This window comes from Marinomonas sp. ATLA20 (genome assembly GCF_057180105.1).
This window is the reverse complement of the sequence record NZ_JBXUKU010000007.1, coordinates 200123-215704: the sequence shown is the minus strand read 5'-3', so window position 1 is coordinate 215704 and position 15582 is coordinate 200123. Positions and strand designations below refer to the sequence as shown.

General features: G+C 42.9%; 15 protein-coding genes. 9 read left to right on the top strand and 6 right to left on the bottom strand.

Annotation, left to right across the window (positions count from 1 at the left end):
- Nucleotides 1-213 precede the first annotated feature (213 nt).
- Genes hemA through prmC form a run of 3 tightly spaced genes read left to right on the top strand, consistent with a single transcriptional unit; the run spans nt 214 to nt 3430 of the window.
- Nucleotides 214-1482: a glutamyl-tRNA reductase gene (gene hemA / locus AC2A4J_RS13810; RefSeq protein ID WP_484176440.1), complete on the top strand. Its 1269-nt coding sequence runs from the start codon at nt 214-216 to the stop codon at nt 1480-1482.
- 3 nt (nt 1483-1485) lie between these two features.
- A complete protein-coding gene (prfA, locus tag AC2A4J_RS13805) occupies nt 1486-2574 on the top strand; it encodes a peptide chain release factor 1 (protein WP_484176439.1) in 1089 nt (362 codons plus the stop codon).
- A gap of 19 nt (nt 2575-2593) precedes the next feature.
- Nucleotides 2594-3430 carry a peptide chain release factor N(5)-glutamine methyltransferase gene (gene prmC, locus AC2A4J_RS13800; RefSeq protein ID WP_484176438.1) on the top strand — a complete coding sequence of 279 codons (837 nt, stop codon included), beginning with the start codon at nt 2594-2596 and terminating at the stop codon, nt 3428-3430.
- Nucleotides 3431-3467: 37 nt separating this feature from the next.
- Here the strand turns inward: prmC and yaaA are convergent, their stop codons facing one another.
- Nucleotides 3468-4250, bottom strand: a complete 783-nt coding sequence (gene yaaA, locus AC2A4J_RS13795; RefSeq protein ID WP_255828142.1) for a peroxide stress protein YaaA — start codon at nt 4248-4250, stop codon at nt 3468-3470.
- 91 nt (nt 4251-4341) lie between these two features.
- Between yaaA and AC2A4J_RS13790 the strand changes: the two genes are divergently transcribed.
- The 3 genes from AC2A4J_RS13790 to AC2A4J_RS13780 all read left to right on the top strand — a co-directional run bounded on the left by AC2A4J_RS13790 (nt 4342) and on the right by AC2A4J_RS13780 (nt 7146).
- On the top strand, nt 4342-4527 hold the full coding sequence (locus AC2A4J_RS13790; RefSeq protein WP_255828143.1) for a hypothetical protein: 186 nt from the start codon (nt 4342-4344) through the stop codon (nt 4525-4527).
- A gap of 52 nt (nt 4528-4579) precedes the next feature.
- Nucleotides 4580-5482 carry a hypothetical protein gene (locus AC2A4J_RS13785; RefSeq protein ID WP_484176437.1) on the top strand — a complete coding sequence of 301 codons (903 nt, stop codon included), beginning with the start codon at nt 4580-4582 and terminating at the stop codon, nt 5480-5482.
- Between the two features lie 116 nt (nt 5483-5598).
- The gene (locus tag AC2A4J_RS13780; protein ID WP_484176436.1) at nt 5599-7146 is read left to right on the top strand and encodes a methyl-accepting chemotaxis protein; all 1548 of its coding nucleotides are present in this window, start codon (nt 5599-5601) and stop codon (nt 7144-7146) included.
- 92 nt (nt 7147-7238) lie between these two features.
- On the opposite strand, the gene AC2A4J_RS13775 is transcribed toward AC2A4J_RS13780, so the two are convergent.
- From AC2A4J_RS13775 to hemC, 4 genes are read right to left on the bottom strand one after another with little or no spacing between them, the layout of a single operon-like run.
- Nucleotides 7239-8468: a heme biosynthesis HemY N-terminal domain-containing protein gene (locus AC2A4J_RS13775; protein WP_484176435.1), complete on the bottom strand. Its 1230-nt coding sequence runs from the start codon at nt 8466-8468 to the stop codon at nt 7239-7241.
- Nucleotides 8465-9739 carry a uroporphyrinogen-III C-methyltransferase gene (locus AC2A4J_RS13770; RefSeq protein WP_484176434.1) on the bottom strand — a complete coding sequence of 425 codons (1275 nt, stop codon included), beginning with the start codon at nt 9737-9739 and terminating at the stop codon, nt 8465-8467. Before AC2A4J_RS13770 ends, AC2A4J_RS13775 begins: the two co-directional genes overlap by 4 nt.
- Nucleotides 9732-10493, bottom strand: coding sequence for a uroporphyrinogen-III synthase (locus AC2A4J_RS13765; protein WP_484176433.1), 762 nt, complete (start codon nt 10491-10493; stop codon nt 9732-9734). Before AC2A4J_RS13765 ends, AC2A4J_RS13770 begins: the two co-directional genes overlap by 8 nt.
- 17 nt (nt 10494-10510) lie before the next feature.
- On the bottom strand, nt 10511-11434 hold the full coding sequence (gene hemC / locus AC2A4J_RS13760; protein ID WP_484176432.1) for a hydroxymethylbilane synthase: 924 nt from the start codon (nt 11432-11434) through the stop codon (nt 10511-10513).
- A 156-nt stretch (nt 11435-11590) separates the two neighbouring features.
- On the opposite strand from hemC, the gene argH reads away from it, so the two are divergent.
- Nucleotides 11591-12991 (top strand): argininosuccinate lyase, encoded by a 1401-nt coding sequence (gene argH / locus AC2A4J_RS13755; RefSeq protein WP_114413715.1) that lies wholly within the window; start codon nt 11591-11593, stop codon nt 12989-12991.
- Between the two features lie 81 nt (nt 12992-13072).
- On the opposite strand, the gene AC2A4J_RS13750 is transcribed toward argH, so the two are convergent.
- Entirely contained in the window at nt 13073-13984 is a 912-nt protein-coding gene (locus tag AC2A4J_RS13750; RefSeq protein WP_484176431.1) for a hypothetical protein, read from the bottom strand.
- Nucleotides 13985-14196: 212 nt separating this feature from the next.
- On the opposite strand from AC2A4J_RS13750, the gene lptM reads away from it, so the two are divergent.
- On the top strand, nt 14197-14313 hold the full coding sequence (gene lptM / locus AC2A4J_RS13745; protein WP_255828152.1) for an LPS translocon maturation chaperone LptM: 117 nt from the start codon (nt 14197-14199) through the stop codon (nt 14311-14313).
- 14 nt (nt 14314-14327) lie between these two features.
- Complete coding sequence (lysA, locus tag AC2A4J_RS13740) at nt 14328-15581, top strand: diaminopimelate decarboxylase (protein ID WP_255828153.1); 1254 nt, start codon at nt 14328-14330, stop codon at nt 15579-15581.
- The last annotated feature ends 1 nt before the right edge of the window (nt 15582 follow it).

Below are 15582 nucleotides of genomic sequence, written 5' to 3'. Positions count from 1 at the left end.
CGATGCTAAATTCATACAACCCTTATGGTATCGTTAGCGGCTCGTTATGTCAGTCATAACTATAAACTAATCCTATTACTTTTATTGGTCATATGGGGTGCGAAAAAAAGCGAATTTCTCGTATAATGTGTCTTCTTTATGTAAAGAGTCATGTTGGAGCAATGCTTGCTTCTGTCATTACCTTAAGATCTCGATCTTTGAGAAGAGTCCTGAATGCCGCTAATTACTGTAGGTGTAAATCACAAAACTGCGCCGGTCTCGATACGTGAGCGCGTGGCCTTTGCGCCTGAAAAGATGATCGATGCCTTGTCTTCTCTGATTTCTGAGAAAAAAGCCAATGAAGCAGTAATAGTATCGACCTGTAATCGCACCGAGCTTTATTGTTCTATAGAAGATCTTACTAAGGCGGGCGATGTCATTGCTTGGTTGGGTGAATACCACGGTATTGCGTTGCCTGAGTTGCAGCAATATTGTTATACGCATTTTGCGGATGATAGCGTGCGTCATGTCATGCGAGTAGCATCAGGCTTAGATTCTTTGATTCTTGGAGAGCCTCAAATTCTTGGGCAGGTAAAGTCGGCTTATGCCGTTTCGCAAGAAGGTTCATGTATTGGACCAGAGTTGGAGTCTTTGTTTCAGCGTACATTTTCTGTTGCTAAGCGCGTACGTACCGATACGGCAATAGGTGAAAACCCAGTTTCTATTGCGTTTGCAGCAGTGAGTCTTGCGCAGCGAATTTTTGCCGATATTAGAAACAGCACCGCGCTGTTAATTGGCGCCGGACAAACCATTGAGTTGGTGGCAAGACACCTAAAAGAAAATGGTATTAAAAATATTATTGTAGCCAACCGAACGTTGGCAAGAGCTCAAGTTTTAGCAGATGAACTGGATGCGGAAGCTATTATGCTTGGTGATATTGGCGAGTATTTATCGCAAGCTGATATTGTCATTTCTTCTACGGCTAGCCAATTACCCATTATTGGTAAGGGCATGGTAGAGCGCGCCACATCACAGCGTCGCCATAAGCCAATGCTGTTAATTGATATTGCAGTGCCTCGAGATATCGAGCCAGAAGTTGAAGAAGTAGACGACGCTTATCTTTATACTGTCGATGATCTTCATTCAGTGATTGAAGAAAATGTCAGAGCAAGGCAAGATGCGGCGAAAGCGGCTGAGCAAATGATAGAAGAGGGGGTAGATTCTTATCGGCGAGTGGTTGAGTCGAGAAAAGTATCTGACCTGATTGTGACCTTTAGACAGTCCTCTGAAACCATTAAAAATACAGAATTAGAAAAAGCGCTTAAAGGTCTTGAAATGGGCCAGCCACCAGAGCAGGTTATTAATAAACTGGCTCATGGCTTAATGAATAAGCTCATTCATGCTCCAACACGTTATTTGCGTGATGCGGGCGCCGACGCTGATCAAGACGCATTAATCATTGCCTCAAATGTATTGGGCATTTACGAAGAAAAAGATAATTAAAAAATGAAAGAATCCATTAAGTTAAAATTAGAAAGTTTATCTGATCGTTATGATGAGTTAGCGGCATTATTAGGTGTGGCGGAAGTTATCATGGATCAGGATTTATTCCGTTCTTATTCCAAAGAATATGCAGAGCTTGAGCCTGTTGTTAAGTGTTTTAGTGAGTTTCAGCAAATTGATGAAAACATTGCTGAAGCGGAGTTAATGATGACAGATGCTGACCCAGATATAAAAGAAATGGGGGTCGAGGAGTACAAAGCAGGCCAAGCGCAAAAAGAAGAGCTTCAGTTGGTATTGCAGAAATTGCTGCTGCCTAAAGACCCGAATGATTCCCGTAACGTGTTTTTGGAAGTGCGTGCCGGAACCGGTGGTGATGAAGCGTCCATATTCTCTGGCGATTTATTCCGTATGTATTCACGTTATGCTGAGACGCAACGTTGGAAAGTCGAAATCGTCAGTGCCAGCGATGGCGAGCATGGTGGTTATAAAGAAGTGATCGCGCGTATCGTTGGTGATGGTGCTTATTCTAAATTGAAATTTGAATCTGGCGCACATCGAGTTCAGCGAGTACCTGCGACAGAGTCACAAGGTCGTATTCACACTTCGGCTTGCACTGTAGCGGTAATGCCTGAAATGGATGAGATTGATGATATTATCATCAATAAATCTGATTTGCGTATTGATACTTTCCGTGCGTCTGGCGCTGGTGGTCAGCACGTTAACAAAACAGACTCAGCGATTCGTCTGACGCATATTCCAACGGGTGTTGTTGTCGAATGTCAGGAAGAGCGTTCTCAGCATAAGAACCGTGCTAAAGCCATGTCACTACTTGCGTCTCGTTTGCAGGCAGCAGAGCAAGAAAAAGCGGCCAGTGATCAATCCGAAGCGCGTAAGTCTTTGGTTGGTAGTGGTGACCGCTCTGAGCGTATTCGTACATACAATTACCCACAAGGGCGCGTTACAGACCACCGTATTAACCTAACACTGTATAAGTTAGATGAAATCGTAACGGGTGATTTGGATGTGTTGATTAATCCACTGGTGAATGAGTTCCAGGCGGAGCAACTTGCAGCACTAAGTGGCGATAATTAATCTGAGGAAATCATCGCTCATGCGAATTGATGAACTACTAAAAGGCGCTATTCAGCGCCTTTATTCTATTTCAGAGACGGCTCAGCTAGATGCGCAGCTATTGCTTGCCCACGTCTTGGCTGTGTCAACTTCCTATTTTTTCACTTGGCCCGAGAAAGAAGTGAGCGTAGCAGACATTAGTCGGTTTAATGGCTTATTAGAGCGTCGAGAGTCGGGAGAGCCTGTTGCTTATTTATTGGGGCAGCAGTCATTCTGGAGTTTGAACCTAGAAGTGGCGCCTTGTACTTTAATTCCCCGAGCCGACACCGAGAGGCTGGTGGAGGTGGCGCTTTCTGTGCTTGATATAGGTGACGTTAATCGTATTTTAGATCTTGGTACGGGGACTGGAGCGATTGCGTTATCTCTGGCGTCAGAACGGCCTAGATCGACAGTCGTCGGTGTGGACTTAGTTGAAGAGGCCGTCGCTCTTGCTAAGCGCAATGCTATACGAAATAAATTGAGTAATGCGACTTTTATACAAAGTAGTTGGTTCGAAGCGCTGGAAGGCAATTTGTTTGATCTAATCGTATCTAACCCACCTTATATTGATCCTGACGACGAGCATTTGTCTCAGGGGGATGTGCGGTTTGAGCCTAAAAGTGCTTTGGTGGCGGATAATCATGGTATGGCGGACATTGAGTACATTATTCAAGTTGCCCCTCGTTTTATGAAACAAGGAGCTTATTTGATGTTTGAACATGGTTATGACCAAGCCATCGCTGTGCAAAAGTGTTTTGTTGAAGCGGGTTTTATTGCGGTCGAGAGTTTTCAGGATTTAGGCGGCAATGACCGGGTGACAATAGGGCGCCTCAAGTAAATGAAGTAAGCGCTAGCGCTTACTTCTGTGTCGCTCTTTATTTTTGCGGCTGGGCGCTTTCTGGCCGAATAAACACTGGACTGTCTTTGGTTGATTGTTGAGGGTCGTAGCGGTAACCCGCAAGGTCAAATGCTTTAAGTTCATCTAGTGTTTCACAGCGGTTTTCAATCAAGTATCGAGCCATCAAACCACGTGCTTTTTTCGCATAAAAGCTGATGACTTTAAATTTACCATTTTTTTCATCGAGAAAATTCGGTGTGATTAATGTTGCAGTAAGCTTTTTCTTGTTAACCGCTTTGAAATATTCATTGGACGCCAAGTTGACCAGCAGTTCGCCTTCATCAAGGGTCTCGTTAATCTTGTTAACGATAATATCTCCCCAAAATTGATAAAGGTTAGTGCCTCTATCGTTTTTTAAGCTGGTGCCCATTTCTAGTCGATAGGCTTGCATTAGATCCAACGGTTTTAATAATCCATATAGACCGCTTAAAATGCGCAGAGACTCTTGGGCATATTTAAGATCGCTTTCATTTAATGAGTAAGCGTCTAACCCTGTATACACATCACCCATAAAAGTATAAATGGCGGGACGGCTGTTACTTTGCGTGTGCTCTTTTTGCCACTCTTGATAGCGAGATACATTGAGTGTGGCCAGCTTATCGCTGAGTTTCATGAGAGACGCGATGTCTGCGGGTGTGTATGGCTTGATAGTATTGATGAGCTGTTGAGACTCATCTAGCAACTCTGGTTGGCTAACGGTATCAATGTTAGGTGTGGAGGTTAAGTCCAGTGTTTTTGCGGGTGATATTAAGAACTTCATAAGGATTCCATCTGCTTGATCATTGCGTTTGTTAAAGATTATCCATAGAGTGTCGATAGATATCCAGACAATGCTTTAATAGAGACAATTTATGAAGAATAATCTGATACCATTCCCTTCTTCTTGTCAGGGTCGTGGCAAAAAAGAAGTTTCTCCGGCATCCAACGATGAGCTAGCAGCGCTTAGGGCGGCTTTTGATAAGGCTCGTGCTGATTGGGTGGTTGAACTTGCTGAGTTACCTGAAAATAATAAAATCTGTTGTGGTTCCAAAAAATAATTAGATAATGTCTGATGTTTAAAGTGGGCCACCTGTCTAAGGTGTTTAACCCATGTTGCAGTTCTTTGTTCGAAACTCTCTTCCTTTTATGTTTGTGTTTGCCGTGCTTGGCTTCCTGTTTCCTTCTATCTCGTTAGCCTTTTTTCCTTTTCTACCTATAGTACTCTTTACTCTAATGTCATTAACTTTGTTGGGGATGAAGCAAAATGAGTTAATGAAGCGATTAGGTAGTAAAGAAATATGGTTTTATGCTGCTTTGCATTCGGCTGTGTTTATGGGAGTCGTCAGCTTTATTGGCTGGATTTTGTCGTTCGACTCAGACCTTCTGCTCGCGGTTGTTGCTGTGGCTGCAACAGGGTCGTTATTTGCAACACCTGCGATCGTTAGAGCATTAGGGTTTGATAGTTTGCAAGCAATGGCGATGACGATTGCAACGACATTAGTTTTGCCTATTTCAATTTTTATCACCTTGATATTCTTTCAAACAGAAAGAGTAGAGCTTGATTGGTCTAGTTATTTTGTCCGCTTAGTCGTTTTTATCTTTGGGCCCATGTTGTTTTCATTTTTGATTCATCGTTTTTTTCCTGAAGAAGTATTAGGTCGTTTTTTGTTGAAAATATCGCCTTATACCATTTTATTAGTGTTTGCTTTTCCTTTTGGGTTGGTTGGTAGTTTTCGAGTGTTGTTTGATCAAGACCCTCTAATGGCTTTGGTGTACTTTGTCATCGCAACAGGCTTGTGTGGCCTCTTCTTTACTCTGTCGTATGTGTTTTATCTTAAACAAGGCAAGGAGTTAGCATTGACTGCAGCGATTACGTCAGGTAATCGGAATGTTCTTTTAACATATAGTATTGCTGGTGTTTTATTAGGGCCTGCGTTCTTACCTTTGGCTGGCGCATTACAAATACCAACATATTTATTACCAATATTTACTCGCTGGTTAAGTAAAACTTAACTAGATTAATATTTAAGCGCTTAAGTTTTCTATAAAAATTAATTATGATTAGTGAGTAATTAATTACAGCTAAGATGGAAAACCCCTCTACATAAAGCTTCAAGGATAGGTTCTATATGCGTCAAAACATGCCAATTACTAAGCAAGAAAAAACCTTTGCTCAGAATGAAAAATTAATAACGACCACGGATTTAAAAGGCCAAATTCTTCATTGTAATGATGCGTTTGTAAAAATCAGTGGCTTTGATAAAAGCGAGTTAATTGGCAGCCCTCATAATATTGTGCGTCATCCAGATATGCCGAAAGAAGCGTTTCAAATTATGTGGGATACCTTAAAACAAGGTAAAGCATGGATGGGATTGGTGAAAAATCGCTGTAAGAATGGCGATTTTTACTGGGTGGACGCTTATGTGACCCCCGTGACTGAAAGCGGAAAAGTTGTTGGGTATGAATCTGTTCGTACCGTTCCTAGCCGAGAGGATGTGGCGCGAGCGGAGAAAGTTTATCAACGCATCAACAGTGGTAAAAATGTCATGCCACGATCCTTTATGTCATGGAAGCTTATATTGCCACTGGTTGGTATTGTGCTAACCCTTGCAGCAGGTAGTGTTAATGTACTCTATGGAGCTGGTGTATTAGCGGCAACAAGTTTATTGGCAAATGGTTTATTCTTACTGAATCAGGCTAAGTTACAAACGACGCTAAAAAAACGGTTATCAAGTGCTTTTCTTCATCCTTTGGCAGGAATAACGTATTCCGATACTTCTTTAGATATTGCAACGCTTGATGTTGGAGTCAAAAGTTTATTATCAAGAATGGATGCCGTATTGACCCGTTTTGAAGATGAGTCTCTGAAAGTCTCTGAACAATCTAAAATTGGCCTTGCTCTTACCATTGAAACGACAAAAGGTATGGTGAGTCAGCAACATGAAACTCAAGATGTTGCTGCGGCCATGCAGCAAATGACCACGACGATCAATGATGTTGCTCAACATGTTCAGATGACAGCGGATAGCGCTAAATCGTCTTCGCAGACAGCAGGGAGCGGACAAAAAATTGTTGAAGAGACACGTCAGTCTATTCGCCAATTGAGTGAAACCGTGAATGATATTGGCGCGACAGTGCAAGAGTTGGCGGATCGCTCTGAACAAATAGCACAAGTTGCGCAGATGATTGATCAGATAGCCGAACAAACGAACCTTTTAGCATTGAATGCTGCGATCGAAGCGGCGCGAGCAGGTGAGCATGGTCGAGGCTTTGCAGTGGTAGCCGATGAAGTTCGTCAGCTGGCCCAAAGAACTCAAGATTCAACTAAGGATATTCATCATATTATAGAAACACTTCGCAGCGGAGCTAAAAATTCTGTCTCTATTGCTAATCAAGGTCGACATGATGCTACTCAGGGTTTAGAAAAAATCATTGAGATGGAGAGTGCTTTTGGGAGTATTGTTGAGGGTGTTTCAAAAATATCTGATATGGCCATGCAAATGTCAGCGGCGGTTGAAGAGCAGGCTCATGTCTCTGAAGATATTAATCGCCAAGTGGTGCGTATTTCTGATTTATCCGTTGAGAGTTCTGAAAAATCTAACCAATCAAGTGATAGTATTCGAGCGTTGCAAGATGTTGCGAACAACATGCATGAATTGGTTGTGCGTTTCAAATAGCTCTCAATTTGTCTTAGTTAAAATAAAAAAATGCTGTTATGAAAATAACAGCATTTTTTTATGCCTACCTTATTTTTTTGAAAATAACCTTACTAAGGCAGCGGCAATGGTTTTAATTGATTGCTAGCATGGCTTAGGTTGATCATCATTAGTTCTTGGCTTGCTTTGGTATCGCCCATGGCTTTAAGTAGGCGGCTTAGTTCTGCCAATGCCTCATTGTGAGAGTCAAGTGAGAGAGATTGCTCATAATAGTCCCGTGCTTTCCCCCATAGCATCATTGACTGACTCAAGCGGCCGCAGACCAAGTATAAGTTTGCGCTTGCTGGTTCTTTCTTTAGCCAGTTTTCACAGTTGGAAAGCAGTTTCTTAGTGTTATCTATTTGTACGTTGCCATACTCATAAACTAACGCCTCAGACCACTTGTTATTCAAGCTATTACGAATAAAGCTTTCTGCTTTTGTACTATCACCAAAATGGATAAGAGTATGAGCATAGAGCTGTCTCATTCTGTCATCCTGAGACAGGGTGTCCAACTTATTCCATAAGCTCTCAACTTCAGCGACTAATTCTTTGCTGTTCTGTCCGAGTTTATTGCGAAATTTGATTTTATCAAGCAGTGCCAAGAACGCGTTACGCTCAAGTTCTAGCATATTATCGTCGTCGAAAATGCCGTCTTTTTTTAGTGTTGGTGTGAGAGTGAGTAAGGCATCCCAATCTTTTAACTGTTTATAAACCGTCACTAACATTTTTAGGACCTGTTTGTGCTTCGGTTTTAGCTTTTGAAGGCGTAAAAGAGAGGCTAAGGCGCCTTCGTAGTGTTCTTGTTTTATTTGAATTTGGCTTTGTGCGAAGCCGATAGCGAATTCCGCTTCAGGTGCGGATTTATGGGCGGCACGCAATAAAGCTTTTGAACGTTCAGCTTCGTCTTGTTCGCTCGCTGCGTAGGCGGCACCAATGTAGTTTATTAATGGATAAGGGACTTTTTCAGCGCTATTGGTTAGCAGTTTTTCAGCCTTATTCCAATTACCGCCAACGAGCTCTAACATTCCGCGGATAGTATTTCTAGACGCTCTTTTTTGCGCTAAATTGCCCGTAACTTTTGCCAAAGAGTTACTGGGTCTTAGAGCGATAAACAGAATGCGTTTTACCCAGCTAAGTACAAACAACGCGATAACCATGGCTACCACTAAAACCCATAAGCTGGTTTCAATGGTAACGCCATAGTAGGCGACTAAAACGTAGCCGCTGTCTTGGCGCATAAGCAACCCCAAGACACCACCGACTGCCATCATAATGACAAGTAAGAATAGGAGTTTTCTCATGCCTTATCTCCTAGGTCGGTTTGAGGCGCAGTCTTGCTTTCAATTTTGTTCTCGCTCTCTATTTGAGATGGCTCAGTATTGTTGGATGCATCTGTGTTATTTGAGCTACGGTTATTCCATTCTTTCATTAATGATTTCATAGACATTAATGACTCTCTAGGGAGTGGTAAATCTGGTGACGGGTTTAGCTGTTGCAAGGTGGTTAGACTGGCTAAGAATGTCGTGACACTGTTTGATTGGGTTTCAAAATGTTCTGTTGTGGCGTTTGCAACACGAGATAATGCTTGCTGATAAATCAAGGGCTCACCTTTGATCAAGGCAACCTGAGCAATTTCCAGTTGCAGTTGTATACCAGTAATGAGTTCTTGGTATGCCGCTGGTGGTAATAATGCTTTGATGGGTTTGTGATTGTAATTAATCACAACCAGTGAGCGTATTGAATTCCAAAAACTGTCTAGAACGGAGGTAATTTTGCCCGTTGTAGAGTCGTCTATCTGATTTTTTTTCTCAGTCGTACTGGCTTGCCACTCTTTTGACGGTTCTCGTTGAGGTAAGGTTTGAACATTATCATACAAAGCGTTCAGTTTGAGGTAAGCGCCTTCTAGATCAAATTGGCTAATGGATTTTAACGCTTGGATGTCTTTTGCCAAGGCTTTGCGTGTAGCAAATACGATAGGGTCCTCAAGTTCATTAAGAATGTCGTCAGCGTTAATGAGTAATGTCGCTGCGCCATTGTTATCCGCTTCAAGCAACAAACGTTGATTGGCGAGACGAATCAAATATTCAGCTTCCGCTAATTTCCAGTCTTCTTTTGTCGTGTTATTGAGACGGTTAAGTTTGGATTCAAGCGACAATAGTTTTTCATTTTGTTGGGCTTGTTGAGTTGCGAGCTCGGCCTTTTCCAATAGAAGATTTTTTTCAGACGTTTTTACCTGATCAACCAACTGTGTTAGCTGAGATTTGTTGAGAGTGTTGGCGTTGAGTCTACTATCTAAAGTGTTTTGTTGCGCTGTTAATTGTTGAATGTCTCTATTTAGCGTACTTTGTGTGCTTTGGAAATACAGCCAGCCACTTGTCGCGATGGCGATGGCGGAAAGCCCGAGGGATAACGCCGCAAAAGTATTGACGGATGAATTAGGTGTCAGGCTCGTTTTTTGTGTTGGCTCTTTTTGGTGGGGCGTCTTTGATGCGGTAGGTTGAGTCTCCGTTGCATCTGATGATTTTTCAATCGCCTCGTTTGATTCTTGCGCTTGTTTATTGTTATCAGTCATTCTGTTTTCCTGTGTGAAATTCCGTCGCTTTGATCAAGCTGTTATCGTCAGCGCCATTTGCGCACGAGGCATTTATCCAGCCCATTTCTTTTGCTTGTTGATTGACCCTAATACTCGGTGTCAGTATCGGCAGAGCTTTCCACTCTGGTTTATGCTGTGACACGTATTCTGATAGGTTGAGTAAGCTTTCGCCACTGGTAACCCATATTAAATTGATATCGGGCAGCATGAAGAAAGTTTGAGCTGAATACTGAGGTTTTTTTCTTTCATAGAGTGAAAGGTAGCTAACTTTTGCTCCTCGCTCTTCTAATTTATTGCCTAACTCTGGGCGACCACCTTCACCACGAACAATCAGTATCTTCTGATCTTTCATTCTGGCAGGTTTCAACCAATCAAGTAAGGCTTCTGTGGTGTGTCCTGGATTTGATAGCGCTGGAACGCCCTCATCAAGTAATGTCTGTGTTGTTCCTTGGCCTATGCCTATCCAGTGAACATTGGCGGGCAGCATAGGCCAGCACTCATCCAACCAATCACAAGCGAGACGAGCAGCATTCTTACTGACAAATATGACGTAATCAAATGTGTCGATATCAAATACCTGCGCTCGAATGACCGCTTTTTTAAGAGCGTCTTCTATCGGTGAAATTTCCAGCATTGGAAGAGGAACCGCTACCCAGCCACGAACGCTTAGGCGTTCACGGCTGAGTGTATTTTCTGGCTCTGGTCGGGTGATTAGGATACGACAATCTTGCACCAATATTTCGCCTTCTATTATTTATATAAGGCGTCAAGAATGACGTCTGCGCCACGGGCTAATAAATCATCGGCTAATTGCACACCAAGAGATTTTGCATCGTCTTTGTGCCCACGAATTTCGCCTTCAATCATGGTTTTACCATCAGGGCTGCCCACTAAGCCTCTTAGCCAAATAGAGTCGCCTGTTAATATCGCAAAACAGGCTATAGGAGCTTGGCAACCACCGTTAAGGCGTTCATTCACTGCGCGTTCTGCTGCGACGCGAACGGCGGTTTCTTCATGTTGCAGTGGCGCTAATAAATTAATGGTTTGTACGTCATCGGAGCGGCACTCTATTCCCATTGCGCCTTGTCCGCCTGCTGGCAAGCTAGTTTCGGCAGGGATTCTTTGTTTAATTCGATCAAACATTTCTAAGCGAACTAATCCTGCCGTGGCGAGAATAATAGCGTCGTATTCGCCGTCGTCCATTTTTCTTAGGCGAGTATTGACGTTGCCGCGTAGGTCTTTGATTATTAAGTCTGGGCGATTCATGCGTAGCTGACAAGAGCGGCGCAGACTCGATGTACCAACAACGGCGCCTTTGGGAAGTTGATCTAGTGATTCGACTTTATTGGAAACAAAGGCATCGCTAGGGTCTTCGCGTTCACAAATGACGGCAAGTCCAAGCCCTTCAGGAAATGCCATAGGTACATCTTTCATAGAGTGAACAGCAATGTCTGCTCGGCCATCCATAAGCGCACTTTCTAATTCTTTAACAAAAAGGCCTTTGCCACCTATTTTAGATAATGGTGAATCGAGAATTTGATCGCCTTTTGTTGTCATGCCTAGCAACTCTACAGTCATGTCTGGGTAGAGGCTTTCTAGTTGCGCTTTGACATTGTTGGCTTGCCAAAGGGCTAACTGGCTTTCTCTGGTTGCGATCACAATCTTGTCTTTCACTTCATCTCCTATTGGGTTGTAGATGGACTAATATCTTCTTATTTCATAGATTAATGATACTCGTTAAGAGGGACTCCGTCATCTTTCAATGCTTTATAAGTCGAGGCGCTTAATGTACTCTTGGCAGCTGTTTGAATTTGTGTGGGAACCAACCGAATGACTGATACTAATAAAACCACGAACCAGCAATGGGGTGGTCGTTTTTCTGAGCCTGTTGATGCGTTTGTCGCGCGTTTTACTGCGTCTGTTGAGTTTGATCAACGTATGGCAAAACAGGATATTCAAGGGTCAATTGCTCACGGCAAAATGCTCGCTAGCGTTGGTGTTTTGACGGAAGAAGAACGAGATCAGATTATTCAGGGTCTGACCGAAATTGAAGATGAAATTGCACGCGGCGAGTTTGAGTGGTCTGTTGAATTAGAAGATGTCCACATGAACATCGAAGCTCGCTTGACGCAGAAGATCGGTATTACTGGCAAAAAACTGCATACTGGCCGTTCTCGTAACGACCAAGTAGCCACAGATATTCGCCTATATATGCGTGATGAAGTGGATTTCTTGATGGAAGAAGTGACTCGACTTCAGCAGGGGATTTTGAGTTTGGCGGAAAAAGAAGCCAATACAATTATGCCTGGCTTTACTCACTTGCAAACGGCTCAGCCAGTTACTTTTGGCCATCATTTGATGGCTTGGTATGAAATGATGCAACGTGATTACGAGCGTCTGGTGGATTGCCGTAAGCGTATTAATATTTTACCGCTTGGTGCGGCGGCGCTAGCGGGTACAACTTATCCGATTGATCGTCATATGACTGCTGAGTTACTAGGGTTTGAGCGTCCGACTTATAACTCATTGGATTCTGTTAGTGACCGAGATTTTGCTATCGAGTTCACGGCAACAGCGTCTATCATCATGATGCATATGTCTCGTTGGGCAGAAGAAATGGTGATGTGGGTGTCGGCTCAGTTTAACTTTATTTACCTACCTGATCGCTTCTGTACAGGCTCATCTATTATGCCGCAGAAGAAAAATCCTGATGTGCCAGAATTGGTTCGAGGTAAAACCGGTCGTGTTTACGGGCATTTGATGGGCTTATTAACCTTGATGAAGTCTCAGTGTCTGGCGTACAACAAAGATAACCAAGAAGACAAAGAGCCTTTGTTTGATACGGTTGACACGCTAAAAGGTTCATTGCGTGCCTTTGCCGATATGATTCCTGCAATAGAGTCTCGTAAAGAGCATATGTACGAAGCGGCTCGCCGTGGTTTCTCTACTGCAACCGATTTGGCGGATTACTTGGTTCGTCACGGTGTGGCTTTCCGAGACGCTCATGAAATCGTTGGTAAAGCGGTTGGCTATGGCGTGAAAGAAGGTAAAGATTTATCCGAAATGACACTGGAAGAGCTACAGTCTTTCGGTAGCATGATTGAAGCGGATGTTTTTGATGTCTTGACGTTAGAAGGTTCTGTGGCTGCGCGTAATCACATTGGTGGAACGGCTCCTGCTCAAGTCTTGTTAGCAGTAGAGCGTGCTAAAGCGGATCTTGCTGCACGATAAACTGTGTAATATAGACAGAACTAGATGATTTGAAACGGCTACTTTTGAGTAGCCGTTTTTGTTTGACAGAGTGCTGATTTCTTATTTTGTTGGTTGTGTCAAATTGAATGGCGAATCTGGACCTAATACTTCATTTGTGATGATGCTAGGTGAAATATTTAGTTCAAAGTGAAAAAGTTTGGATTTGACACCGCAGCCGTCAAACACAATGGCCCAACCTTCATTGCTGCCTTCTTTGGGTAGTTTCCAGCAAACCCCTTTGATATTGACATAGCGTGTTCCATCCGCGTCTTTTGTTATTGGGTAGTCCACTTCTTTTGTTAGGCCTTTCAGATAGTCTTTTTGTGCTTTTTTAGACTCGGTAATTTTGTCTCTGAGTTCCGGAGAAAAAATATTTGTTAATGCTTCATCCTTTACGTCTGGAGATAAAGACACTTTTGATAAATCAAGTAACTCAGGTTTGTCTGAGCTTAATTGATTGGAATTAGGGCTTGGATTTAATGTGTCATTTTGTAGAAACGTTTCTGATAGTGTTTGCTCATTGTCTTGGTTGTTGATGATTTCTTGAGGATCAAACTCATTGTTTCTTTCACTGAGTTCTTTGCCAGTAAGGCTTTCGGCTCCTAAAGAATCAGATGGCTGCTCAGCTGTTTGTTCAGAGTTATTGGTTTGCTCAGTGTTATCTGCTTGCTCAGTGTTATCTGCTTGCTCAGTGTTATCTGCTTGTTCAGGGTTATCTGTTTGCTCTCCAGTTGTATCGAGAGTTGCGTCATTTTGCTTAGTATCAGCCGCTGTATTTTCTTCGTTCTGCGTAAACGCCTTTGTTTCTGTTACTTCATCATTTGATGCAGCTGGCAATAAAAGTAACTCAAAAGTCGATGGGCGTGTGTCTATATCAAACCAATGTTGGTTATCTGAGATTCCGATTATAACTATGTGTATTGCGATGGCACAGAAAAGTGCTGCCATCCATGGGGCAATCCTGTTTTTCATAAACCTTCTAATACGTGATGTCTTGCTTCGGTTGGTAATGTGTAACCCAATTTAAGTCTATGTGTACATAGCTTGAGATAAATATAGCAAATTCAAGCTACAGCGCCTTCTTATTCAAGGTAAAGAATATCTATGTAATTGGCTCACTGGGGTTGGGAAACGAACTGGCTGCAAGGTATACTGTCTCAATCAAAAATAGAAGAGATAAGACGATGTTTAAATTGCTTTCAGTATGTGTTTTGGCTGTTTTACTTACGGCTTGCGGAAATAAAGGTGCCCTTTATTTGCCGAGTGACACAACTGACTCGCAACAAGAGTCGTCTTTATAGCTGAGGATTCCCCTTTGGATTTTTTTAATTACTCAAATCAGACTCTGCATGCAGAGGATGTTGCTCTATCCGATGTTGCTAATCAATATGGTACGCCGTGTTATGTTTATTCTCGTGCGACTCTTGAGCGGCACTACAAAGCCTATGCGGAAGCGTTTGCATCACACCCCACGTTAATCTGTTACGCCGTTAAAGCGTGTTCAAATATTGCAATTTTAAATGTATTGGCTCGCTTGGGGTCAGGTTTTGATATCGTTTCTATTGGTGAGCTTGAGCGCGTTTTAAAGGCGGGTGGCGAGCCATCTAAAATCATGTTCTCAGGTTTAGGCAAGCAAGCGGTAGAGATGCGCCGAGCACTTGAAGTGGGTATTCACTGTTTCAATGTGGAATCTGAAGCGGAATTGTACCGATTAGATCAAGTGGCTGGCGAAATGGGTAAATTAGCGCCCGTTTCTTTGCGTGTTAACCCTGATGTTGATGCCAAAACACACCCTTATATTTCAACAGGGTTGAAAGAAAATAAGTTTGGTATCGATATTCAAGACGCGGTTCGCATCTATAAAATTGCTCATGAATTACCTAACCTAAATGTCATGGGAGTGGATTGTCATATCGGCTCACAACTGACCGAGCTTAAGCCTTTCTTGGATACATTTGACCGCTTGATTGGTTTGGTTGATGAGTTAGCAGAAGAGGGTATTACGATTAAGCACCTTGATTTAGGTGGAGGCTTAGGCGTGCGCTATCGCGATGAAGTACCGCCATCGCCAGCCGATTACGCTAAATTATTGCTCGAAAAAGTAAAAGGTAAGAATTTTGAACTTGCTTTTGAACCTGGTCGCTCTATCGCTGCGAATGCGGGTGTCTTGTTGACCCAAGTTGAGTTTTTGAAATGCACGCCGCACAAAAACTTCGCCGTCATTGATGGGGCGATGAATGACCTTATTCGTCCATCTTTATACGGTGCTTGGATGAATATTGTCCCTGTGTCTTTATTGCCGACCTCTGAAGGTAAACGGAGCTACGATCTTGTTGGTCCTATTTGTGAGACAGGTGACTTCTTAGGCAAAGATCGTGAGCTTGATATTCAGGCTGGAGATTTTTTAGCCGTTCGCTCAGCTGGGGCTTATGGGTTCACTATGGCATCAAATTACAATAGCCGTAATCGTGCAGCTGAAGTGATGGTTGACGGTGATAAAACGTATTTGATTCGTGCTCGTGAAACGATTGAGCATCAGTTAGCTGGTGAGCAAATTTTGCCAGTCTGAG